The 21,484-nt window shown below is 44.3% G+C and carries 23 protein-coding genes, 1 tRNA gene and 1 pseudogene; 12 read left to right on the forward strand and 13 right to left on the reverse strand.

Going from position 1 to position 21,484, the window contains the following annotated elements; translation table 11 throughout:
• The gene (locus BLR15_RS08530) at window positions 1–1,185 is read left to right on the forward strand and encodes a thiolase family protein (protein ID WP_092986572.1); all 1,185 of its coding nucleotides are present in this window, start codon (window positions 1–3) and stop codon (window positions 1,183–1,185) included.
• Between the two features lie 103 nt (window positions 1,186–1,288).
• Here the strand turns inward: BLR15_RS08530 and BLR15_RS08535 are convergent, their stop codons facing one another.
• Genes BLR15_RS08535 through BLR15_RS14265 form a run of 3 tightly spaced genes read right to left on the reverse strand, consistent with a single transcriptional unit; the run spans window position 1,289 to window position 2,151 of the window.
• On the reverse strand, window positions 1,289–1,594 hold the full coding sequence (locus tag BLR15_RS08535; RefSeq protein WP_092986574.1) for a hypothetical protein: 306 nt from the start codon (window positions 1,592–1,594) through the stop codon (window positions 1,289–1,291).
• The gene (locus BLR15_RS08540) at window positions 1,572–1,856 is read right to left on the reverse strand and encodes a hypothetical protein (protein ID WP_143003946.1); all 285 of its coding nucleotides are present in this window, start codon (window positions 1,854–1,856) and stop codon (window positions 1,572–1,574) included. The genes BLR15_RS08535 and BLR15_RS08540 overlap by 23 nt, the downstream gene beginning before the upstream one ends.
• Window positions 1,840–2,151: a helix-turn-helix domain-containing protein gene (locus tag BLR15_RS14265; RefSeq protein ID WP_143003947.1), complete on the reverse strand. Its 312-nt coding sequence runs from the start codon at window positions 2,149–2,151 to the stop codon at window positions 1,840–1,842. Before BLR15_RS14265 ends, BLR15_RS08540 begins: the two co-directional genes overlap by 17 nt.
• Window positions 2,152–2,249: 98 nt before the next feature.
• Between BLR15_RS14265 and BLR15_RS08550 the strand changes: the two genes are divergently transcribed.
• Both BLR15_RS08550 and BLR15_RS08555 read left to right on the forward strand, forming a co-directional pair.
• Window positions 2,250–3,482 carry an MFS transporter gene (locus BLR15_RS08550; RefSeq protein ID WP_245696700.1) on the forward strand — a complete coding sequence of 411 codons (1,233 nt, stop codon included), beginning with the start codon at window positions 2,250–2,252 and terminating at the stop codon, window positions 3,480–3,482.
• 105 nt (window positions 3,483–3,587) lie between these two features.
• Window positions 3,588–3,658: transfer RNA gene (locus BLR15_RS08555), tRNA-Thr, on the forward strand.
• A 204-nt stretch (window positions 3,659–3,862) separates the two neighbouring features.
• Here BLR15_RS08555 and BLR15_RS08560 read toward each other — a convergent pair.
• Together BLR15_RS08560 and BLR15_RS08565 are read right to left on the reverse strand one after the other, a co-directional pair.
• The gene (locus tag BLR15_RS08560; protein WP_092986582.1) at window positions 3,863–4,075 is read right to left on the reverse strand and encodes a hypothetical protein; all 213 of its coding nucleotides are present in this window, start codon (window positions 4,073–4,075) and stop codon (window positions 3,863–3,865) included.
• Window positions 4,076–4,338: 263 nt separating this feature from the next.
• Window positions 4,339–4,995 (reverse strand): annotated as a pseudogene (locus tag BLR15_RS08565) (ABC transporter ATP-binding protein); the annotation flags it as partial.
• 167 nt (window positions 4,996–5,162) lie between these two features.
• On the opposite strand from BLR15_RS08565, the gene BLR15_RS08570 reads away from it, so the two are divergent.
• Window positions 5,163–6,269, forward strand: a complete 1,107-nt coding sequence (locus BLR15_RS08570) for an alanine racemase (RefSeq protein WP_092986584.1) — start codon at window positions 5,163–5,165, stop codon at window positions 6,267–6,269.
• Between the two features lie 25 nt (window positions 6,270–6,294).
• Window positions 6,295–6,777 (forward strand): hypothetical protein, encoded by a 483-nt coding sequence (locus BLR15_RS08575; RefSeq protein WP_092986586.1) that lies wholly within the window; start codon window positions 6,295–6,297, stop codon window positions 6,775–6,777.
• Window positions 6,778–6,844: 67 nt separating this feature from the next.
• Here BLR15_RS08575 and BLR15_RS08580 read toward each other — a convergent pair whose 3' ends face one another.
• The 3 genes from BLR15_RS08580 to BLR15_RS08590 form a co-directional block, all read right to left on the reverse strand.
• On the reverse strand, window positions 6,845–7,108 hold the full coding sequence (locus tag BLR15_RS08580) for a hypothetical protein (RefSeq protein WP_092986588.1): 264 nt from the start codon (window positions 7,106–7,108) through the stop codon (window positions 6,845–6,847).
• Between the two features lie 125 nt (window positions 7,109–7,233).
• Complete coding sequence (locus BLR15_RS08585; RefSeq protein WP_092986590.1) at window positions 7,234–8,001, reverse strand: hypothetical protein; 768 nt, start codon at window positions 7,999–8,001, stop codon at window positions 7,234–7,236.
• 205 nt (window positions 8,002–8,206) lie between these two features.
• Window positions 8,207–9,130 (reverse strand): 1,4-dihydroxy-2-naphthoate polyprenyltransferase, encoded by a 924-nt coding sequence (locus tag BLR15_RS08590; RefSeq protein WP_092986592.1) that lies wholly within the window; start codon window positions 9,128–9,130, stop codon window positions 8,207–8,209.
• A gap of 127 nt (window positions 9,131–9,257) precedes the next feature.
• Here BLR15_RS08590 and BLR15_RS08595 point away from each other — a divergent pair, with 127 nt between their 5' ends.
• The 5 genes from BLR15_RS08595 to menE are packed head-to-tail and all read left to right on the forward strand — an operon-like array spanning window position 9,258 to window position 15,299.
• On the forward strand, window positions 9,258–10,619 hold the full coding sequence (locus BLR15_RS08595) for an isochorismate synthase (protein ID WP_092986594.1): 1,362 nt from the start codon (window positions 9,258–9,260) through the stop codon (window positions 10,617–10,619).
• Window positions 10,616–12,277, forward strand: coding sequence for a 2-succinyl-5-enolpyruvyl-6-hydroxy-3-cyclohexene-1-carboxylic-acid synthase (gene menD / locus BLR15_RS08600; protein WP_092986596.1), 1,662 nt, complete (start codon window positions 10,616–10,618; stop codon window positions 12,275–12,277). The genes BLR15_RS08595 and menD overlap by 4 nt, the downstream gene beginning before the upstream one ends.
• A complete protein-coding gene (gene menH / locus BLR15_RS08605) occupies window positions 12,267–13,052 on the forward strand; it encodes a 2-succinyl-6-hydroxy-2,4-cyclohexadiene-1-carboxylate synthase (protein WP_092986598.1) in 786 nt (261 codons plus the stop codon). The genes menD and menH overlap by 11 nt, the downstream gene beginning before the upstream one ends.
• Window positions 13,053–13,063: 11 nt before the next feature.
• Window positions 13,064–13,885, forward strand: coding sequence for a 1,4-dihydroxy-2-naphthoyl-CoA synthase (menB, locus tag BLR15_RS08610; RefSeq protein ID WP_176754111.1), 822 nt, complete (start codon window positions 13,064–13,066; stop codon window positions 13,883–13,885).
• A 43-nt stretch (window positions 13,886–13,928) separates the two neighbouring features.
• The gene (gene menE, locus BLR15_RS08615) at window positions 13,929–15,299 is read left to right on the forward strand and encodes an o-succinylbenzoate--CoA ligase (RefSeq protein WP_092986603.1); all 1,371 of its coding nucleotides are present in this window, start codon (window positions 13,929–13,931) and stop codon (window positions 15,297–15,299) included.
• Between the two features lie 20 nt (window positions 15,300–15,319).
• Here menE and yidD read toward each other — a convergent pair whose 3' ends face one another.
• Entirely contained in the window at window positions 15,320–15,568 is a 249-nt protein-coding gene (gene yidD, locus BLR15_RS08620; RefSeq protein ID WP_092986605.1) for a membrane protein insertion efficiency factor YidD, read from the reverse strand.
• Between the two features lie 79 nt (window positions 15,569–15,647).
• Here yidD and BLR15_RS08625 point away from each other — a divergent pair, with 79 nt between their 5' ends.
• Together BLR15_RS08625 and BLR15_RS14060 are read left to right on the forward strand one after the other, a co-directional pair.
• Window positions 15,648–16,112: an NUDIX domain-containing protein gene (locus BLR15_RS08625; protein WP_092986607.1), complete on the forward strand. Its 465-nt coding sequence runs from the start codon at window positions 15,648–15,650 to the stop codon at window positions 16,110–16,112.
• 32 nt (window positions 16,113–16,144) lie between these two features.
• Window positions 16,145–16,321, forward strand: coding sequence for a hypothetical protein (locus BLR15_RS14060; protein ID WP_176754110.1), 177 nt, complete (start codon window positions 16,145–16,147; stop codon window positions 16,319–16,321).
• Window positions 16,322–16,378: 57 nt separating this feature from the next.
• Here the strand turns inward: BLR15_RS14060 and BLR15_RS08630 are convergent, their stop codons facing one another.
• The 4 genes from BLR15_RS08630 to BLR15_RS08645 form a co-directional block, all read right to left on the reverse strand.
• Window positions 16,379–17,302, reverse strand: a complete 924-nt coding sequence (locus tag BLR15_RS08630; RefSeq protein ID WP_092986609.1) for a glycine betaine ABC transporter substrate-binding protein — start codon at window positions 17,300–17,302, stop codon at window positions 16,379–16,381.
• 25 nt (window positions 17,303–17,327) lie between these two features.
• Window positions 17,328–18,167, reverse strand: a complete 840-nt coding sequence (locus tag BLR15_RS08635) for an ABC transporter permease (protein WP_092986611.1) — start codon at window positions 18,165–18,167, stop codon at window positions 17,328–17,330.
• Window positions 18,157–19,197: a quaternary amine ABC transporter ATP-binding protein gene (locus tag BLR15_RS08640; protein WP_092986613.1), complete on the reverse strand. Its 1,041-nt coding sequence runs from the start codon at window positions 19,195–19,197 to the stop codon at window positions 18,157–18,159. Before BLR15_RS08640 ends, BLR15_RS08635 begins: the two co-directional genes overlap by 11 nt.
• A 375-nt stretch (window positions 19,198–19,572) precedes the next feature.
• Window positions 19,573–21,393: an oligopeptide ABC transporter substrate-binding protein gene (locus tag BLR15_RS08645; protein ID WP_092986615.1), complete on the reverse strand. Its 1,821-nt coding sequence runs from the start codon at window positions 21,391–21,393 to the stop codon at window positions 19,573–19,575.
• Between the last annotated feature and the right edge of the window lie 91 nt (window positions 21,394–21,484).

Raw genomic sequence — 21,484 nt, forward strand, 5'->3', positions numbered from 1 at the left:
ATGCAGGATGCATATATAGTAGCATACGGACGTTCCGCTGCCGGACGGGCAAAAGGCGGCGCAATGTTCCACGACAGACCGGACGAGATGGCAGCGCAGGTGCTTAAAGGTGTACTGGATCGTGTTGACGGTAAATTCAGTCCGAATATTGTAGAAGATGTGATAGTCGGAAACTCATTTCCAGAAGGGTTACAGGGGCAGAACATCGCCCGTTCAATCGCACTTTTGGCAGGTATGCCGGATGAAGTGCCGGGACAGACGGTCAACCGTTATTGTTCCTCGGGACTTCAGACGATCGCAATCGCAGCAAACCAGATCAAGGCACAGCAGGCTGACGTGCTGGTCGCAGGCGGTGTTGAACTGATGAGTGCGGTGCCGATGGGCGGTAATGAGCCGACGAACAGTCCGGTGCTCCAGGATAAAGACTCAGGTGTATCTTATCCGATGGGACTGACGGCTGAAATGGTCGCGGAAGAGTTTGATGTATCGAGAGAAGACCAGGATGCCTATGCAGTACAAAGTCATCAGCGTGCAAAGGCAGCTCTTGAAGCAGGCAGATTTGAAGATGAAATCATACCGGTTGATGTAAATGACGTGTCATATAATGAACAGGGACCGGTAGTGACGAAAAAGCAATTTAAAACAGATGAACACATCCGTCCGGATACAAGTATGGAAGGACTGGCGAAGCTGAGAACAGTCTTCAAGGCAGACGGCACAGTGACTGCAGGCACATCGGCGCCGCTGACGGACGGTGCAGGATTTGTTGTCGTGATGTCGGGTGATAAGGTTAAAGAACTTGGTGTTACACCAATCGCACGCTTTGTCGGATTTAAAGCAGTCGGCGTCGACCCTAAAATTATGGGAATCGGTCCTGCATATGCGATACCGGAAGTGCTGGAACAATCCGGTTTAACCGTCGATGATATGGATCTGATCGAACTGAATGAAGCATTCGCTTCACAGACAATCGCGTCAATCAGAAAAGCAGGTCTCGATGTTGAGAAGACGAATGTGAACGGGGGAGCCATATCACTCGGCCATCCACTCGGAGCATCAGGCGCAATGCTGACGGCAAGACTGCTTTCAGAAATGAAGCGGAGACCGGACTCAAGATACGGCATGGTGACAATGTGTATCGGTGTCGGCATGGGTGCGGCAGGAATATTTGAGTATGTAAGATAAGAAGTGAAATTTTAGAATATATATGTGATTCATTTCAACCCATAGCCTGAGTGGCTATGGGTTTTTAAGTATGAGCGGCCCGGAGCGGCAATCATATAAACCATCATTCAAGTTCTTTTATTTTCTTGATTTCTTCTTTCAGTTTTTCTACTTGTAGCAAAGCATTATAATCATTTTTGACATCTAAAGGTCTGCTGCCTTTTCCGATGGCCTCACCTTTATAATTCAGCCGTATATACTTACATATCATTTTAAACTGGTTGATCAGTGGCAATGTGACTTCTTTCAAAGGTTCATCGTTGGCTGCAGTAATGGCATACAGATCCTTATCTGCAATCCGTTCTTTGAAATTCCAACGCTCATCATCTTTGTACTGGCTCCAGCGGTCAAAAAATATTTTTAACTTCAATATGTTTCGGCCGGGCTTCAATGGAAGTGCCCAGCTTGCGCTTGTTGGCTTTCCCGTGACGGCCGGTCTTTCTGGGCGCACGGCTGACTTTCTCAAGCAGATCGATATTCTTCGTCCGCATGATACCGATGTGGATCCAATGATAGAGTGTCGTCGTACACGGCAGTCGGGCTGTGGCATACGGAAAACGGGTTTTCAAATACCCGATGACCGCGTCAGGCGACCATCCGTCTTCAAGCATCTTTTCATCCGCCCATTCCATGAAGGCGGTGGATATCGACCCATTTCGGCATGCAGCCGCAGTGCAACCGATTGGCTTCGTACTGCCGCTGCCCGGCATCCGGGAAATAGACCGTATGAGTATAGCGATATGTCTTACCGTTTTGCTTCTGTGCCTTCACTTGTGACACCGACCTGCGGTCCAGTTCATTTTTGACTGTTTGGCGGTGACAACCGATTGCCCGGGCAATGGCACGGTTCGAATCCTCTTTTTCCTTTAAAACTTTGATTTCTATCCGCTCATCACGAGTTAAGTGTTTGCCCTTGCGGCGTGGCATGTTATCATTAATTTGCGTCATGTGATTTCATTCCTTTATTGAGAAGTTGGCTAACTTCAATATAACATGAAATTCACATGGCGTTTTTTGTACCACGGGTGGCTAAGTTCATTATAAAATCCACCGAAGATAATAATCAATTGAGTAATAGTAATTATAAAGAAAAACTTTGGACCAAAGATTTTATAAGTACATCTATCGTAAATCTCGCACTGACATTGTCCATGTACCTATTACTTGTGACAATGGCGATTTATGCGATGAATGAATATGATGCTTCGATGAGTATGGCAGGGTTTGTTGCCAGTATATTTGTCATCGGCGCACTGGTGGGCAGAATATACGCGGGTAAGCAGGTTGCCTATACCGGAGGCAAAAAAATGCTTCTGATCGGTGCAACTTTAGTTTTTATCGTCACGTTTTTATATTTTCTGCCGCTCGGTCTTTATGGACTGATAATTATCCGTTTTCTGCACGGTGTGATGATAGGGGTGGCGACTACAGCGACAGGTACAATAGTTGCCCAGGTCATTCCGGCAAGCCGGAGTGGTGAAGGCATCGGCTACTTCAGCATGTCGGTAGTCATGGCCACGGCAATCGGGCCATTGATTGGTGTCATGCTTATAACGAATATCGGTTTCACAAGCGTATTTGTATTCTCATTTGTCATGTCTGCGATCAGTCTGCTGCTGAGCCTGACGCTCAGACCGCCGAAAGTGACAAAATCGGAGAAACCTAAAAATGCATCTTTCAGCTTGTCAGACTACTATGAAAAATGTGCGTTACCGGTTTCAACCATCATGTTTGTCATGGCATTTGCATATTCGAGCATCCTCTCATTTGTGACGGGATATGCTCAGGAAATCAATCTGGTTCAGGCAGGAAGTCTGTTCTTCCTGGTGTACGGTGTCACCGTTCTATTATCCCGACCGATTACAGGACCACTGATGGATAAAAAAGGCGCAAATGTTGTCATATATCCGGCAATTATTTCATTTGCGTTCGGGATGATTGTCATCAGCCAGGCATATGCCGGAATTGTTCTTTTGATTGCAGCGGCGTTGCTCGGTCTGGGCTACGGTAATATCCAGTCTATTATCCAGGCGCGGGCCATTAAGATGACACCACGTGAAAATATGGGGCTTGCAAACTCTACGTATTTTATCGCATTGGATCTGGGTCTCGGACTGGGGCCGCTTTTGCTCGGTTATCTCATACCGATATCCGGTTACAGAGGCATGTATCTACTGCTTGTCATCGTCATTTTAGCAGGCATGGTGTTATATCACTTCATGCACGGCAGGGTCGATAAGAAATTGATAGACAGTTAAATATTATGATTCCGCCGGGTTAAAATTATTATCCGGCGGGGCTTTCAGATTTGGAAGTAATCTGCTATAATATAAAAGTATGTTCTGAAATACATATTTTTAATTGCCGACATAGTTTAATGGCAGAACGCAGCCATGGTAAGGCTGAAATGCGAGTTCGATTCTCGCTGTCGGCTTATTTAAAACTCCCGGTGTAAATTTTTTAAACTTTACACCGGGAGTTTATTTTATTCAATATAATTTTCAGCAGCTGCCGACTGCCGCAAATAACAGGAGAATAATATAAAAAATAAAATGATATTAAAATTAAAAAAGACCGTTATGAAGTGGGGACTTTCATAACAGTCTTTCTATCATCATTTTTTCATCGTTTATAACCATTATTGTTCTGAGCTGTCAGGTTCTTCACCGGATTCTTCAATCGTTTCCCCGGCACTGTCTGATGATTCTTCGTCTTCGACACCGCTGGTTTCTTCTGTATCGCCGGCGCCTTCACCGCCAGTGTCTTCCGCACTGTCTTCGTCGCCTCCGCAGGCGCCTAAAACGAGTACTGAAGCGAGGCCGCCGGCCAGTAGATACTTTTTAAAGTTCATATTAACATCCTCCATTTAATAGATGTAGTGATACTATACCCGTTGTGATGAATGTTAAAAGCATGTTTTATTTTCAATTGACAATGTCAGAAGTGAATGGCAACTTCTTCTATAAACTGGTGCAGTACTTCTATAGCTGGGCGGTCATTATTTGGATGAAGGTTGATGGAGATATGTGAAAGCCCCATCTCTTCCTGACCTTTGAAATGTTCGACGATACTTTTCGATCCGCCGCTCAAATGCATATTGCTTTTGATTTCAAGTGTATCAAACTGAAGCACTTTACCGCCGGACATGATACAGATCTTATCCGCCAGTTTGATCGCCTCATCCATGTCATGTGTAACGAAAATAAAAGTCTTGTTCAGCTTCTGCTGCAGTTCCTTGACAAGGTCCTGAAGTGTATCCCTTGTAATCGGATCGAGTGCGCCGAACGGTTCATCCATGAGGATGATATTCTGTTCCGCCGCCAGTGCACGCACGACGCCGATACGCTGCTGCTGACCGCCGGACAGTTCCGATGGATAGCGGTCGAGGTATGATTCGGGCAGGTCGACCAGCTTGAGCAGTTCACGGGCTTTCTGATCTTTTTTCTCCTCCGGCCATTTGAGCAGTTTAGGTACAAGGACGATATTTTCTTTTATCGTCATGTGGGGCAGGAGTCCGATCTGCTGAAGTACGTAGCCGATGCTGCGCCTTAGTTCAACAGGATTCATTTTGCTGACATCTTTACCATCGATCGTAATCGTGCCTGATGTCGGTTCAATCATCCTGTTAAGCATTCTGAGCGCAGTCGTCTTACCGCTTCCGGAAGTTCCGATAAAGGCGACGAATTCACCATCCTGGATATCTATCGTGACGTCATCCACAGCCTTAGTCGTTCCCTGGTATATTTTGGTTAAACCTTTAATACTTAGCATAGAGTATCTCCTTTATAAGTTTTGTAATATTCCACTGTTACTATTATATCAGACTTGGGAGGCAATGGAAGGAAGCCTGGAGTGAAGAGCCTTTCAAATTAGATTTTTCAGTTTATTAATAATATAGTAGCATTAGTAGTGAAATTACGGTACAGGGAGAGAATGTCATGAGTTATAGACAAATTGATACACCGGCATTATTGATCGACAACAAAATTTTAAATCGTAATATAGATGCCATGCAGCAATATGCAGATGAACATAAAGTGGATCTGCGTCCACATACTAAAACACATAAGATGGCGGAACTTGCGATAAAACAGAAAAAGGCGGGGGCGTCCGGCATCACCGTCGCAAAGACCGGAGAAGCGGAAGTGATGGCTGAAGCGGGTATCGATGATATTTTCATTGCGAATCAGGTCATCGGCCGGGCCAAAGTGGAGCGTATCCGAAAGTTATCTGAATCCATCAATGTATCTTTCGGGGTGGACAGCATCTACAGTGTCAAAGAAATAGATGAAGTGTTCGAAGGGGCGGATAAAAAAGCAGAAGTGCTGATCGAGATTGAAGTCGGGGAGAAACGTTCGGGCATCATAGAAGAAGATGATTTCATCGAACTGCTCGATGCGGTTAAAGACAGCATGAATGTGCGTTTTAAGGGCGTATTCTCACATGACGGACATACTTATAAAGCGGCATCGGTTGATGAACTGAAAGCACTGTATGATGAGAGTTCAACACGTACGCTGCACTTTGCAGATATCGCCCGTAATCATGGGATGGCATGCGAAGTGGTCAGTATCGGCTCAACACCGCCATTCGTTCTCGGTTTTGAGCTGCCGGAAGGCATCACAGAAATCCGGCCGGGGACTTATATATTGATGGATGGTTCCCAGGCAAATGTCATCGGCACGAATGATACATGTGCGGCAACCGTGCTCACGACAGTCATCAGCAAACCGACCAGTGAGCGTGTCATTACGGATGTCGGCGCCAAAGGGCTGACACAGCAGCATAGAAAAGTCGGATTGACTGCGACTGCAGGGCTCGGTAAAATTGCCGGATTCGACGATGTGCATATCGACGGGATGTTCGACGAGCATGCCATTATAAATAACCAGCAGTTCAGCGACCAGGTGGAAATAGGGGATAAAGTCGAAGTTATCATGAATCATATATGTCCTGTATCTAATTTATATGACAAAGCATATCTTGTTGAAAATAAAGAAGTGCTTGAAGAGATAGAAGTGGCGGCACGGGGAAAGTTACAATAGTCTGTATAAAAGGAAGTTAATGACTATGGATATTACAACAATCATTATATTGACCGCACTGCTGCTTGCGGCCGGTATAATCATCCAGATGATGAGAGTGAATAAGAAATCGAAAGTAAAGATGGCAGTTAAAAACGAAAAAATCATCACTGACGATTTTGACAATGAACAACTGCACAGTTTTACAATTTTTAATGAATCCGGACAATCTGTCGTCATTGATTCAATACAACTGTACTCAGACGGCAGGGAGATTTTCGATAATGGACATCATCCCGGTTTCAGAGCACCAAAAAAAGAGGGCGGCGATGTCGTGGATATCGACTCAAAACGCGTGCGTGATATCAGCGGACTCCTCAGTGCGAATTTTCTCGGCACGACTGTCGTAAAGCCTGGTGAGGAGATGACCTATTCATATTACCTCGATGCACCGCCTGATGAGATCAAACTTACAGTGAGAGAAAATGAAGACATCGATATCAATTTGAGTCCTGACTTTGGAATATGACCGGACTGTCATTCTGCACAATAAAAAAGGGCAGGGACTTTATTACAAGTCTCTGTCCTTCACTGTTTCAGAGTCTGTTATATAAGCTTTGCAACAGTTCTTCACTGTATTCAAGATAACATTCAGATTCCATTTCATCTTTTCCGTCTTTGCTTAATTCAAGTTTAATTATCTTTTCATCATTATCAAAGAATGGCACTGACTGTTCAGCATATTCTTCGGTCAATTTATCATACAATTCATGGGCTTGTCCGACATCTTGAAATGAGTGGTTTTTTACGATAACTTCTTCTTCAGATGCATTAATAGTTTTAAGATTAATATCTAACATATTTACCCCTCCATTTAGGTCTAAACATATTATAACAGGAGACATGGGAGAAAAAGCAAGCAGAATGGTAACGTAAAAAGGTCCGGATGTTAGAACCCGGACCCAGATCTGTACCTATAATAAGATTATTCTTCAGATTCCTCTTCGTCTTCTTCCTCTTCATCATCTGCTGCTTCGTCGCCGCCTTCGAGCTCGATTGTTTCGTTAAGCTCTTCATCGTTCCGGCTTTGCAGCACTGTTTCGAGGGAAGTGTCGACCGGGCCGTACGCAACCAGAGCGGTTGCAGAGTCACCGGGTTCAACCAGTTCTACAGACTGCGCTGCCAGGTCGGCACTTTCGTGATCGTCAGGCAGGTCCATAGTCAGGTTTTCCAGAGTGCTTTCACCGGTTTCAGCCATCTGTCTCACTGCAAGGTCAAGACCGAATGCTTCCTCGGGTGAAGTTGGAACGTCACTGTTATTGGTAAATTCATATTCAACCAATACGAGTTCTGTAGGTTCCGCTTCTTCTTCCTCCTCTTCCTCTTCTTCTGCCTCTTCCTCAGCTTCTTCCGGTTCTAAAGTGTACTGTTCGAATGAAGCAAATGTGAAGTCACCATATTCGCCTGAATATGTAATTTCCCCATCGCCGCTTTCTTCATCAGCACTTTCATCATCAGTGCCTTCTTCTTCCTCTTCTTCATCATCGGCACTGCTGTCATCTTCTGTATCAGTATCTTCTGTTGTGTCTTCTTCCTCTTCATCATCTGCTGCATCATCAGCAGCACCGTCATCAGTTTCTTCTGTTGCGGTATCATCTGTTTCTTCTTCGGTAGCAGTGTCGTCCCCGTTACACGCTCCAAGAATCAGAACTGTAGAAAGTCCGCCTGCAAGTAAATATTTCTTTAAACTCATTTCTAGTTCCCCCTAATTATATAGATACATCACAATTATAATAATATTTTGACAAATAATCAATTTTTATTTCGAAATTTGAAGTAAAAAGAATGATTTTTCTACATTTTTTCTTATCTGCACCAAAATATTCCTTTTTAATATGAAGAAACCATATGATTTGTTACATTAAAAAGAACTCTCTGTCTGTCAGAGAGTTCAATAATCAGATGCCTGTCATGCCATATATGAGAAGTCCTATGGATAAGAGCATGCCGAACATTGTATTCAGTTTCCCCATGGAAGCCATGGCCGGGATCAACTCTATCGGTGTATCTCCTTTTTTCCATTTCACCACTGTCTTAAAAGCGACAGGTGCCGATAACAGCGGCAGCAGCAGAAAGATGGAACCGATGGATTCAAAAAATGTAATCCATATTAAAAATAGATAGCAGAACAAGAGCAGAACTGCAGATGTAATGACTGCTAAGGGTTTGCCGACCATGATGACGAAAGTTTTTCGTCCGCTCTGTCTGTCTTTTTCCCGGTCGCGTATATTATTGGCCATGTTGAGCAGTCCGATCGTTATAGCAACCGGTATGGACATGAGCAGCGGGAAATAGTGCAGTGTACCCGTATGGATGAAAAATGTGATCATGATGATGACGGTACCCATGAAAAAGCCTGCAAACACTTCGCCGAAAGGTGTCCATGAGATCGGAAACGGTCCGCCGGTATATAAATAGCCGACTGCCATTGATATAATCCCTATGAGGAGTATCCACAGCGATGAGTTGAATGCTATATATAATCCAATCAGTGCGGCAATGACATAAAACGTGACTGCAAAATTAAACACGGACTGCGGTGACATGCCGTTCCGCACGATTGCTCCGGCGATTCCGACCGAGTCATGGGTGTCGAGTCCTCTTTTGTAATCAAAATATTCATTGAACATGTTTGTCGCCGACTGGATTAGCAGTGTGGCGATCAGCATGGCGATGAACATATCCCACCGTATCGGTGCAAACAGCAGCACACTGAACGTCCCGACAAGTACAGGGACGAAACTTGCAGTCAAAGTATGGGGTCTGGTTAAGCTGATATATTTTTTAAAGCCTGAATGAGTATCTGGACCTTGCACAATCATCTTCCTTTAACTTTATATTGACTCATCAATTTTATCATATTTGTATAGGGAATTGATAACTCAAGATACACAGTATAGCGAATAAATGATAAAATATGACTATCTATGTAGAAAGAAGTGTAAAACAATGAGTTTGACAGAATATCAAGATACAGTCGATGAAGTCATCATCGATTCTGATAAAGAATACATAACACTACATATACCGATCGGTGAATATGATCTCAGTCACGCACAGATATTCACTTATTTTAAGGATTATCTTGGAGAACGCTACTGGTTTCAGTCAAAGGATAATAAATTTGATAATGTCGGTATTGGATACAGGGCCAGTATTTCCCGTGACCGGTTCAAAGTGAAACGGTTGAGCGAAGAGAAGAAAAAGCTGTTTGACAGTATTCAGATGGTGTCACTGACAGAAGACTTGTCTTCCCGTCTGAGCCTGTTCGGCGGTGTGAAGTTCGATGATAAGGATACCACTGACGAATGGTCCGATTTTTCAATGGCTGAATTCCATCTGCCTGTATTTCAGTTTGACCTCATCAGGCAGGAGCTGTTCTATACCCTCCCTCAAAATACACAAAAGTTATCAGAGGCATTTGAAGAGCTGCAGGAAACACTCAGTGAATTGTCAGAAACAGAACCTGATACGTATGAAGGGGCAGAGGTCAATATCATCAAGGATATTTTCCCTGACGAATGGAAAAAGCTTGTGGATGAAGCAGTGGAAGTGCTGGATGATGAAACTTTCATGAAAGTTGTGCTTGCAAGACAGCGTCTGATTACATTCAAAAACTCACTGGATCCTCTATATCTGATTGAGCGCCTGAAAGACGAAACAGGCACTTATACGATCTACTATGAAAAGGACAGCAGTGCCTTCATTTCCAAATCGCCCGAGCGGCTGTTCGAAATCAAGGATGATTATTTGTGGACGAATGCCATTGCGGGGTCTGCTCCGCGTACATTGGACGAAGCGGAGAATGAATATCAGCAGGATTTCCTTCTGAATGATGAGAAGAACCGTTATGAACATGAACTGGTCAGGCAGTCGATAGTGGAAGACCTGAAACCATACAGTTCAGTCATCAAATATGATGATGTGCCTGAAATTCTGCAGAACAAGTATATTTACCATCTGCATACTCCGATTGAAATGAGATTGAATGATGATATAGAGATTTTTGAGATATTGAAGGCAATCCATCCGACGCCGGCGGTCGGCGGACTGCCGAAACAAATTGCGAAAAATTATATTAAAGAGCAGGAATACGGTACGCGAGGGCTCTATGCTGCGCCGATCGGACTTATTCACGAGAACAATGATTCGGAGTTTGTCGTCAGTCTCCGTTCGATGCTGCTGTCGAGAACGAGCGCAACATTGTTTGCGGGCTGCGGCATCGTCAAAGGGTCTTCCGCCGATAAGGAATTTTTGGAGACGGATGTCAAATTCACACCAATGATGAATGTACTGGAGGTGGAAGCGTGAATCATCAAGAAGCGCTGACAATTCAAGTATTCACTCTGATGGACAGCCTGTATGAAAGAGGCATGGACGAAGTGGTCATTTCACCGGGCTCGAGATCGACACCGCTGGCACTCGCTGCTGAAATCCATCCGCATATAAAAACATACGTCCATCCCGATGAGAGGAGCGCTGCTTTCTTTGGCCTCGGATTGAGCAAGAAGGATAAAAAGCCGGTGGGGCTCATATGCACTTCCGGCACGGCAGCGGCAAATTATACACCTGCAGTGGCAGAAGCCGGCCTGAGCCATATCCCTTTGGTGATAATGACTTCAGACAGACCTTCGGAACTCAGGAACGTCGGTGCGCCCCAGGCGATAGACCAGGGGAACATGTACCGGAATTACGTTTCATATTACACCGAACTGCCGGTTGCTGAAGGCACCCAGGACTATACCGGGCTCATCGCTGCGAAAGTGAAGCAGGCCGGCCAGTACTTCATCGGTACAAGTCTCGGTCCGGTCCATTTCAATATACCGATCCGGGAACCGTTGATGCCGGACTTGTCACGGACGGATTTATTCACAAGAAAAAGAATTGAAGTCAAGGCGGGAACAATCCATTACGATGTCCAGCCGGTTGACGGCAGTATACTGGTCATTCTGGGACAGACGGATGCCTCTTTGGATCATCTGGAAGACCTGTTCAGCCAGCCGAATGTCATCACAGTAGCGGACCCGAGGCAGCACAGCCGCATCAACAGTGAAAATGTGGTGACGGCCCACGATCTGATTTTTTCAAGCCTGACTGATGACCAGCAGGATTTCATCAATCGGAATCTTGACTGCATCATCCGGGTCGGTGAGCCGGTGACGTCCAAACTGACGAACCGATTTTTAGGCAATTCACCGGTCAGACAGATACTGCTCAGTGAATTCGAATTAATCAAAACGTTCCCCGTCCCGCCGGATGAGACATATGTAGGTGACATCGCTGAGACTTTGAAAGACTTGATCGGCAGCGGGGAACAACCGCAATTGAAAAACTGGTTCATCACACTGGACAGATCAGTCAGAAAGTATATAGACAGCAATATGGAAGCATACAGTGACGAAGGCCGCTTCATGTATGAAGTGCTCAGACGTTCGGAAGATGACATCATATTTGCATCCAGCAGCATGCCGATTCGTGACGTCGAGCGTTATGACACAAGACTTGAAAAAAGAGTGTATGCGAACCGCGGCGCCAACGGTATAGACGGTGTCGTCTCCACTGCGATCGCCATGGCGGCAAAAGACAAAGTGACGCTTGTGATCGGGGATATTGCACTCTATCATGATATGAACGGTCTGATCATGTCCAAGCTGAATGATATCGACATCAATATCGTCGTCTTCAATAATGACGGCGGGGGAATCTTCAACTTCCTGCCGCAGTATGAAAATAAAGATCATTTTGAAAGGCTGTTCGGCACACCGCTTGATCTGGATTTCGAATACAGTGCGAAACTTTACGACTTCAGTTATACAAAAATAGAATCGCTGGATGATATGGACGGTTTTGAAATGCCTGCTTCAGGGAGAAACCTCATAGAAATAGTCACAGACCGGACGGACAACCTGGAATCACATCAGAAGCTGAAGTCGGAAATTGCACAGCTGGTGAAACGTTTTGACACTTGATATGCACTTTTATTTTGAAGATGACAATCATTCAGAAACCGTGCTGCTGCTGCACGGCTTCATGTCCGATTTAGAAAGCATGAAAAGTATCGGTGAAAATTTAAGCGATGAGTATAACCTGCTCTATGTTGATCTGCCGGGTTTCGGAGGATCTGGGAGCGTCAGGCATGATTACGATATGGAAGATGTTTCACATGGTATAAGTGAGATACTGGACAGTCTGCATCTGGATAAAGTGCATGTCATTGGCTATTCCATGGGCGGCAGGACAGCCTTGTCATTCGGCGTCCTCTATCCTGAAAAAGTTCATTCGTTAATACTTGAAAGTGCTTCGCCGGGCCTTGCGGACAAAGAAGAAAAAGCGCAGCGCCTGGAAATTGACCGGAAGCGGGCAAGGAAAATCACGGAAGACTATCAGAAATTCCTCGACGACTGGGAAGGTATGGGTTTATTTAAAAGCCAGCAACATCTGTCAGAGGAAGTTTTCAAGGCGCAGCGCTCAATGCGGGAGAGACAGCAGCCAAAAGAAGTGGCGGACAGCCTGCTTAAATACGGCACCGGTGTGCAGCCGTCGTACTGGTCACGGCTTGAAAACCTTAAAATGCCGGTACTTCTGATCACCGGTTCGGACGATCGGAAATTTGTGGCTGTCAATAAAAAGATGGCAGAATCTATAGAAAAGGTGAGATTGGAAACAGTCGGAGGCGCCGGGCATAATATTCATTTAGAATCGGCAGAAAAGTTTGATACAATAATAACAGAGTTCTTAAAATAGGAGGCAGGCTAATTATGGCTAGAGAGTGGGAAACACTTAAAGAATACAAAGAAATCAAGTACGAATATTACAACGGTATCGGCAAGATTACAATCAACCGCCCCGAAGTGAGAAATGCATTTACACCGCGTACGGTGTCAGAGATGATAGACGCATTCACGCGCGCGCGTGATAATCAGGATATCAACGTCATCGTATTGACGGGTGAAGGCGACCTGGCGTTCTGTTCCGGCGGCGACCAGTCGGTCCGCGGACACGGCGGCTATGTCGGCGACGATGATATTCCAAGATTGAACGTACTGGATCTTCAGCGTCTGATCCGTGTCATCCCTAAACCTGTTGTTGCAATGGTAGCGGGCTATGCAATCGGAGGCGGTCATGTACTGCACGTCGTGTGTGATCTGACTATCGCTGCGGACAACGCAAGATTCGGCCAGACAGGTCCTAAAGTCGGCTCATTCGACGCAGGATACGGTTCAGGATACCTTGCACGCATCGTCGGTCACAAAAAAGCGCGTGAAATCTGGTATTTATGCCGTCAGTATAATGCGGATGAAGCACTGGACATGGGCCTTGTGAACACGGTTGTACCGCTGGATAGACTGGAAGATGAAACAATCAAATGGTGTGAGGAAATGATGGAACACTCACCGACGGCGCTCCGCTTCCTGAAAGCTGCGATGAATGCTGATACGGACGGGCTTGCAGGACTCCAGCAGATGGCAGGGGACGCGACACTTCTTTACTATACGACAGACGAAGCGAAAGAAGGCCGTGACGCATTCAAAGAGAAAAGGAAACCGGATTTCGATCAATTCCCGAAATTCCCATAATATCAAACCCATCTTACGGATGGGTTTTTTTGAGGTGTAGGACATGGAAAACTGGCTGAAAAAAGCATATGAGGATGTGCCTGAAAAAACCGCGGTAAAATACGGTGAAGAGACAATGACATATAAAGTTCTGTATGAAGAAGCACACTCCCTTGCCGGGAAAATAAAGTCACTTGGTGAGAAGCGGATCGGAGTCTATATATATAATTCGCTCGAGTCGTTGAAACTGATTCATGCGCTGATGCAGGCCAAGGTGGAAATTGTATTTATCAATACAAGGCTGACGAATCGTGAAATCACAGTGCAGCTGGAAGACGTCAATGTGTCGACGATTATTGCCACAAAGCCATTTGAGATTGACGGTTTTGAAGTCATTGGATTGGAAGTGCTCGATCAGCTGGAGCCTGTGGACTTTGAAGCCGGTTTTTCAGAAGAAGATACCTTGTCCATCATGTTCACTTCAGGGACGACGGGACGGGCCAAAGCGGTGAAGCAGACATACTTGAATCACTATGCTTCGGCAAAAGGCTGCGAAAGCAGATTCGGCTACGATTCTGACAGTGTATGGCTGCAGATCAACCCTATTTTCCATATTTCTGGCCTGTCGATCGTACTCAGGTCGGTAATCGCCCAATGCACAAATATTCTCGTGGATAAGTTTGATGAAGCAGAAATCGTTACTTTACTGAAAACGAATGATGTGACACATACAAGCCTCGTGCCGATCATGCTCGAGAGACTGATCGCCGTCAGCAATGATTTCGGAAGCCATCTGAAAGGCATCTTACTCGGCGGTGCCGGCGTGACTAAGAAGGTGTTGAAAGAAGCGCTGGATAACGGGCTGCCTGTATACAACTCATTCGGCATGACGGAAACATGCTCACAGATCGTCTCCATTCCGTATCATGATAAAAAAATATTGGACGGCACGGTGGGTAAAGCTTTGAAAAATGTGAGCATTAAGACCGATGATAATGATGAACTGCTGGTCAGGGCGGATAATGTGACTCCGGGATATTTGAATGCACCGATGGCACAGGCAGACGGATATTTCAAAACCGGGGATCTTGCACATATAGATGAAGAAGGGTATTTATACATTCTGGACCGCCGTAAAGATCTGATCATCAGCGGCGGAGAAAACATTTACCCGAAAGAGATTGAAGACAGGGTACATGAGGTCGACGGTGTCGAGGGCTGCGTGGTGGTTAAAGTGAAAGATGAGAAGTGGGGCGAAACGCCTGTACTGCTTGTGCATGGTGATAGGAACATTGAAGAAGATATATTGAACCATCTGAACGCGACACTTGCACGGTACAAAATGCCGAAAGAAATACATTTTGTCGATCACATCATAATGACTTCAACCGGCAAAGTATCCAGGCAGCAGAACTTTGAGCATTATATAAAATAAAAACAGCCCGGCTGTGCGGGCTATTTTCCGTTATTTTCATCCATATGGTTTTTAGGGTTCAGAGGGACAGGGTCAAAGCCGCCAGGATGGAACGGATGACATTTGAGTATACGTTTTATCGCCATATAGCCGCCTTTCAGCCCCCCGTGTTCCTGGACTGCTTCGATGCCGTAATTGCTGCATGTCGGATAGAACCTGCATGAAGGCGGGAACATCGGTGAGATGGCTTTCTGATAAAAGCGGAATAATATAATCAGGATTTTTTTCATAGTTTCACCAAGTTTTTTATTAATTTACACATATGATATCGGGTAAATTGAGATTAAGCAAACAAAGGATGTTGATGAAATGAAAGAGTTTACGGATTTTGAAGGCAGAAAAGTGACATTTATAAAAGAGCATGTTGAAAATACGAAACATGTGCTGGCAATTCCAATGTTTAATCATCAATACTTGTTTACCCGTCATAAAATACGTGGAATTGAATTTCCCGGCGGCAAGGTTGAATCAGGCGAAACATTGGAAGAAGCGGTCCAGAGAGAACTGTTTGAAGAGACAGGTGCCGCCGCCGAAAGCCTGAAATTTGTCGGAACGTACACCGTCCATGCAAAAAAACCTTTTAACAAGGCAGTCTATTATATCGAAGTGAAAGATCTGTTCTTTAAATGTGAGTACCTTGAGACGCACGGGCCAGAATTGTTTGATGACGCTGAAGCAATACATGAAGAAGACAGAAGCGTGCTGCTTGATGATGAGTGCATCCATTATTTGTATGAAATGAGCAGGGAAGATGAATTTTTCGGTGGCGGGTGAGGCTTTTATTCGGTTTGAACGGATAAAAATACTTGCTCAAATCTAATTGGGACTGTCAAATCGATCTGTACTTGTTTAAACTGTTGTTCAAATCGAATTCAGCGTTGAAAATCGATTTAAAGCAGTACAAAATGCATGTCAAATCGAAAATGGATGCAAAATCCGATTTCAAGCAGTTGAAATTGACTATCAAATCGAAAAGAATATGATTTCAACAATAAAAAGCCCCTTGACATCTGTAAATGATGTCAAGGGGTTAACTTGTATTACTCAGTCCACTCTGAAACTACATCCTGGTTATCTTCAACCCAGGCTTCTGCTGCTTCCTGAGGTGAAGCACCTTGTTCGATTTCAAGCATGACTTCTTCCATTTGTTCTGTTTCCCAGAAGAAGTTATCAAGAACGCTGTAAGCATGCGGGCTGTCTGCCTCTAAATCCTGTCTGACGATTGTGTTGATCGTTTCAGCTTCACCGAAAGTACCTTCCGGGTCTTCAAGATATTTAAGGTCGAATTCCTGGAATTTCCAGTGTGGTGACCAGCCTGTAACAACGATTTCCTCGCCATTTTCAATTGCAGAGCGGAGCTCTGTCGCCATAGCACCAGATGATGAAGTCTGAACTTCCCAATCGCTGAGGTTATCGTAATCTTCACCTACAGCACGTTCAGCTGCCTGTACAACACCAGCACCTGGCTCGATACCAGTAACTGTCTGGTTCGCTTCATCGCTTAAGTCTGCGATTGAATCAACAGGGAAATCTTCAGGGACTACCATACCGATTGCCGCACCTTCCAGGTTTGGACCAAGGTCTACAATCTGATCTTCGTACTCTTCATAAAGATTACCGTGAGTCAGCGGCAGCCAAGCTGCCACCATGCCGTCTGCTTCGTCTGTAGCAACTGACTGCCACATTACAGCATTATCAAGCGGTGTAATTTCAACGTTATACCCTTCGTCTTCCAATACTTTCTGCATTACGTGAGTGGAAGCAATTTCTGTATCCCATTCAACGTAAGATAGAGTGATGTCTTCTTCACCTAAGTCACTGCTGCCTTCTGAACCATTTTCCTCTGTAGACTCAGCGCTCTCATCAGTGCCTTCTTCACCACTGTCAGATTCGTCTGCGCCGCCGCAGGCAGCCAGCACAAGTGAAAGAACGGCCGTTAAAAATAATAGATGCCATTTCTTCATAAATAAACTCCTCCTATAAAATATATTATTTATTTGAATTGCTGGTCTGGGTAAATCTATCTATGATAATTGCCAAGATAACTATTCCCAGTCCGGCAACAAATCCCGGTCCTACTTGAGCTCTCTGTAGTGAACTCAATACTTCAGTGCCCAGTCCTGGCGCACCGATCATTGATGCAATGACAACCATGGAAAGTGCAAGCATGATCGTCTGGTTAATTCCTGCCATAATTGACGGTCTGGCAAGAGGAAGCTGTACTTTAAGTAATTTCTGCATCGGTGTTGTACCGAATGAATTACTGGCTTCAATCAATTCTTCCGAAATCTGTCTGATACCCAGATTTGTCAAACGGATGGTCGGCGGCGATGCGAAAATGACGGATGCGAATACACCCGGCACCATACCGATACCGAAAAATGCCACTGCCGGTATTAAGTATACGAAAGCAGGCATCGTCTGCATCAAGTCGAGTATGGGTTTAATAATCATCTCAAAAGTATTGCTCCTGGACATTAAAATTCCAAGCGGCACACCGATGATGATTGAAATCAAGCCGGCAATGATGACGAGAGTCATCGTATCAATCAGATTTTCCCATAATCCCTGGTTATATATGAACAATAGTCCAATACCGATAAGAATAGGGGAGAGCACTTTTTTCTTCATAAAGATGGCGGATAACGCCATGACGATGAGAATGAATAATACAGGCGGAATGAATTCCAGCCCGGCGATTATCCAGTTCATCAAAGTGCCCAGATAATTATTTATCGGATCGAAGATGAAGTTGAATGCACTGGTGAGCCATCTGACAAAATCTGAAGTCCATTCGGAAAGTGGGAGGCGAGGTATGTTATCTAACATCTTCTTCCACCTCATTTCCAACAGCAAGAACTTCGAATACTTTATTAAACTCCACTATGCCGACAACTTCGTCATTTTCCTTCACTGTTAACTCTGTGATGCCGTTTTTAAATGATTCATATGACTTGTATAAAAGATCTTCAGAATCAATCGCAGGGTTGGCATCGGTGTTTTCCTGGGGGGTTGCCGGCCGCATAATATGTTTCACTTTCAGTACTTTCGAGCGGTCGATATCTTTAACGAATGCTTTAACGTAGTCGTTTGCAGGATTTGTAACGATTTCTTCCGGTGTACCGACCTGTGCGATTTCTCCGTCTTTCATCAGAGCGATGCGGTCGCCGATACTCAGCGCCTCATCCAGGTCGTGAGTGATGAAGACAATTGTTTTCTGCATTTTTTGCTGCAGCTGAAGCAGTTCATTCTGCATCTCTTTTCTGATCAGAGGATCAAGTGCAGAGAAGGCTTCATCCATCAGCAGAATATCCGTATCATTGGCAAGCGCCCGGGCAAGGCCGACCCGCTGCTGCATACCGCCGGAAAGCTGGCTTGGTTTTTGATCTTTATAACCGTCCAGCCCAACCAGTTTCAGTGCATGCTCAGCTTTTTCCATTCTTTCTTTCTTTGGAACATTCCGTACTTCAAGACCGAAAGCGGTATTATCCAAAACGGTTTTAAAAGGAAACAGTGCAAAGCTCTGAAAAACCATGCTGAAGTTTTCTCTTCTGAATTCTCTTAATTCAGAAGTACTCAATTTTGAAACGTTCTTACCTTTAACCATCAAGTCACCGGTCGTTGGATCTATGAGACGGTTGATTAAACGTATCAGGGTGGATTTACCGCTGCCTGACAGCCCCATGACAACGAAAACTTCACTTTTCTCAATCGTCAGATCCGCTGACTTTACAGCTACAGTCGATCCGGTTTCACTTAAAATTTCATTTTTGGTTTTATTTTTATGTAATAATTCTTCCACTTCTTTGGTGTAGGCACCAAAGATCTTTGTGACATCCTTGATTTCAATAACACTCAAAATTATCATTCCTTGCTTGATGATTAGATTTATGTGCAATGAACATATATTGTGATTAATTCTTGACCTTATTTAACGTAACACAGTGAAATACATAAATCAAACCAGCTTAGTAAAAAATTACTAGTTAACATTTAAATATTACTATTTAAAAGTAACCGTGCAAATGTGGTTACTTATTATAAAAAATTTTCCATTTAATGCTGTTATGATTTCGCGCAGTATATTGACTTCTATAACCACAAACGATTACAACAATTAAACAGCCTGGCACCGGTATGATTTCGGGTACAGGCTGTTGCATAATTGTTTTATTATTTTAGTGTCTACTTGAAGGGCAGCGGTTCAGTTATGCCAGGAAAGTATGATTTATTCCTATTCACTGAATCCTACTCTGTATAAGTGTGTTTCCTCATCAAATCCTGTTTCTTCACTCCAATTCATTACATCCTCACTCACGGGTGTGACGTATGAGAAATTCAGCGTTGGTATCACCGGAATTTCTTCTATCATCAGTTCCTGCCACTCATCATAAATTTCAATCCGTCTATCTATATCCAGTGCTTCCTGTGAGTTACCCTGAGTCAAAAGTTCTGTACTTTCGTCTGATTCATAGCGTGTGTAATTGAATGGGGCATCGGCACCGTAGAACTGGTCAGGGTTTACGTCAGTACCGACATTCCATGATGCTTCGTAAATATCGATATCTGAATCGTCGTTTTCCACCATATCATAAAAAGTGTTGAATTCTGTCAACCGGTTATCGACAAGTCTGACATGGAGGCCTACAGCTCTCCAGGACTGCATCAAATAGTTTGCAAATGGTTCTGCGACATCACCGCCTGACATTGCAAGATAGCTGATTTCAAGCGGTTCTCCGTCAGGTGTCTCCCTGAATCCGTCATCGTCTATGTCTTCATAGCCGGCTTCATCCAAAATACGGTTTGCTTCATCAGGATCGTATTCTGGAACATCAAGATCATCTTTATGGAATCCTTCGTGAACAGGTGACATTACTGAAGATGCTTTCCAAGCAAGTCCGTTGAAGAAATTTTCTCCCATGGCATCAAGTTCAATCGCATGCCACATGGCACGTCTGAGATTGACATCTCCCATTTTCATCTCATCCGGTTTATAATCCACCTGTCCATTTTCTTCATCCCATTCTCCGAGTTTGAAACCGATGTATCCATAAGAGTTCTGAAGCTGCATCAGCCATTCGACACCTTCCATGTCATGTACATCAGGAAATTGTGTTGAAGGAAATGATGCAGCGACATCAATTTCACCACTTTCCATCGCATTGGCAATGGAGGAGGGCGGAATCACACTGACTTCCATACCGTCAAGCTGTGGTTCACCTCTCCAGTAATCTTCAAATTTGGTCAGTGATATCGTTTCTCCTGTCACGATTGAATCCACTTTATACGGTCCGAGACCGATTGGATTTTCCCTTGTTTCAGGTGCTGAAGCCATATCTTCAATATCGACACCTTCATAGTGGTGTTCCGGGAAAGCATAAAACCAGAAACCACCCGAAGTGAGGGATGGTGCAAGTTCCTTATATGTAAACACAGCGGTGTCATCATCAATCACTTCTATTCCTGAGATTTCATCCGCGTCACCGGATTTATATTCGTCATATCCTTCAATAAGAGTGAACCCGTCTGTTGTTCCTCTTACACCGTCATAATCAGGATGACCTATTACTTCGTACGAAGCGACATAATCCTGGATGGTCAAAGGCTCTCCATCATGCCAGTATACGTCTTCGGCAACGGTGAAGGTTACAGTGCTGTCTTCTTCATTCATATCAAAATGAATCGCACCTTCATTTGTAAATTGCATATTTTCATCTGAAGTGAACACTGATTCATCAAAGAACCCAAGCATAGTCATGTCTGGTGTACCAGTATAAAAATTATAATTCAGCGTACCTTCAAAAGGTGTACTGGATGAATAACCGATATTGAGTGTACCTTCACCTGTGGGATCCCCGGTATTCGACACAGTCTGCGGAAAGTCCTCATAGTCAAACAGTTCATTCCCATCCGATTCATCGTTTTCTACAGTCTCATCGTCAGCGGCGGCATTATCACCAGTCTCAGGCTCAGGCGGATCGTCACCACATGCTGTAAGAAGCAGGCTCATTGTAAAAAATAAAAGCAGCATTCTAATACTGAATCCTTGTTTCATGTAATTCTCCCCTCGTTTTGAAATCGCTTTCATATAAATGTTATCACAAACTCATGTAAAGTACACTATTATTTCAAATTTTCTAATAATT

It is taken from the genome of Lacicoccus qingdaonensis (genome assembly GCF_900101075.1).
GTDB classification, from domain to species: Bacteria; Bacillota; Bacilli; order Staphylococcales; family Salinicoccaceae; genus Lacicoccus; species Lacicoccus qingdaonensis.

What these genes read in the sequence shown, in the direction of transcription:
- BLR15_RS08630 (WP_092986609.1), bottom strand. Translation starts at nt 17,302, where the DNA reads ATGAAGAAATGGCATCTATTATTTTTAACGGCCGTTCTTTCACTTGTG.
- BLR15_RS08625 (WP_092986607.1), top strand. Translation starts at nt 15,648, where the DNA reads ATGAAAGAGTTTACGGATTTTGAAGGCAGAAAAGTGACATTTATAAAA.
- BLR15_RS08580 (WP_092986588.1), bottom strand. Translation starts at nt 7,108, where the DNA reads ATGTTAGATATTAATCTTAAAACTATTAATGCATCTGAAGAAGAAGTT.
- BLR15_RS08595 (WP_092986594.1), top strand. Translation starts at nt 9,258, where the DNA reads ATGAGTTTGACAGAATATCAAGATACAGTCGATGAAGTCATCATCGAT.
- yidD (WP_092986605.1), bottom strand. Translation starts at nt 15,568, where the DNA reads ATGAAAAAAATCCTGATTATATTATTCCGCTTTTATCAGAAAGCCATC.
- BLR15_RS14265 (WP_143003947.1), bottom strand. Translation starts at nt 2,151, where the DNA reads ATGCCACGCCGCAAGGGCAAACACTTAACTCGTGATGAGCGGATAGAA.
- BLR15_RS08635 (WP_092986611.1), bottom strand. Translation starts at nt 18,167, where the DNA reads ATGTTAGATAACATACCTCGCCTCCCACTTTCCGAATGGACTTCAGAT.
- menE (WP_092986603.1), top strand. Translation starts at nt 13,929, where the DNA reads ATGGAAAACTGGCTGAAAAAAGCATATGAGGATGTGCCTGAAAAAACC.
- BLR15_RS08540 (WP_143003946.1), bottom strand. Translation starts at nt 1,856, where the DNA reads ATGGAATGGGCGGATGAAAAGATGCTTGAAGACGGATGGTCGCCTGAC.
- BLR15_RS08585 (WP_092986590.1), bottom strand. Translation starts at nt 8,001, where the DNA reads ATGAGTTTAAAGAAATATTTACTTGCAGGCGGACTTTCTACAGTTCTG.
- BLR15_RS08560 (WP_092986582.1), bottom strand. Translation starts at nt 4,075, where the DNA reads ATGAACTTTAAAAAGTATCTACTGGCCGGCGGCCTCGCTTCAGTACTC.
- BLR15_RS08530 (WP_092986572.1), top strand. Translation starts at nt 1, where the DNA reads ATGCAGGATGCATATATAGTAGCATACGGACGTTCCGCTGCCGGACGG.
- BLR15_RS08575 (WP_092986586.1), top strand. Translation starts at nt 6,295, where the DNA reads ATGGATATTACAACAATCATTATATTGACCGCACTGCTGCTTGCGGCC.
- BLR15_RS08645 (WP_092986615.1), bottom strand. Translation starts at nt 21,393, where the DNA reads ATGAAACAAGGATTCAGTATTAGAATGCTGCTTTTATTTTTTACAATG.
- BLR15_RS08590 (WP_092986592.1), bottom strand. Translation starts at nt 9,130, where the DNA reads ATGATTGTGCAAGGTCCAGATACTCATTCAGGCTTTAAAAAATATATC.
- BLR15_RS08570 (WP_092986584.1), top strand. Translation starts at nt 5,163, where the DNA reads ATGAGTTATAGACAAATTGATACACCGGCATTATTGATCGACAACAAA.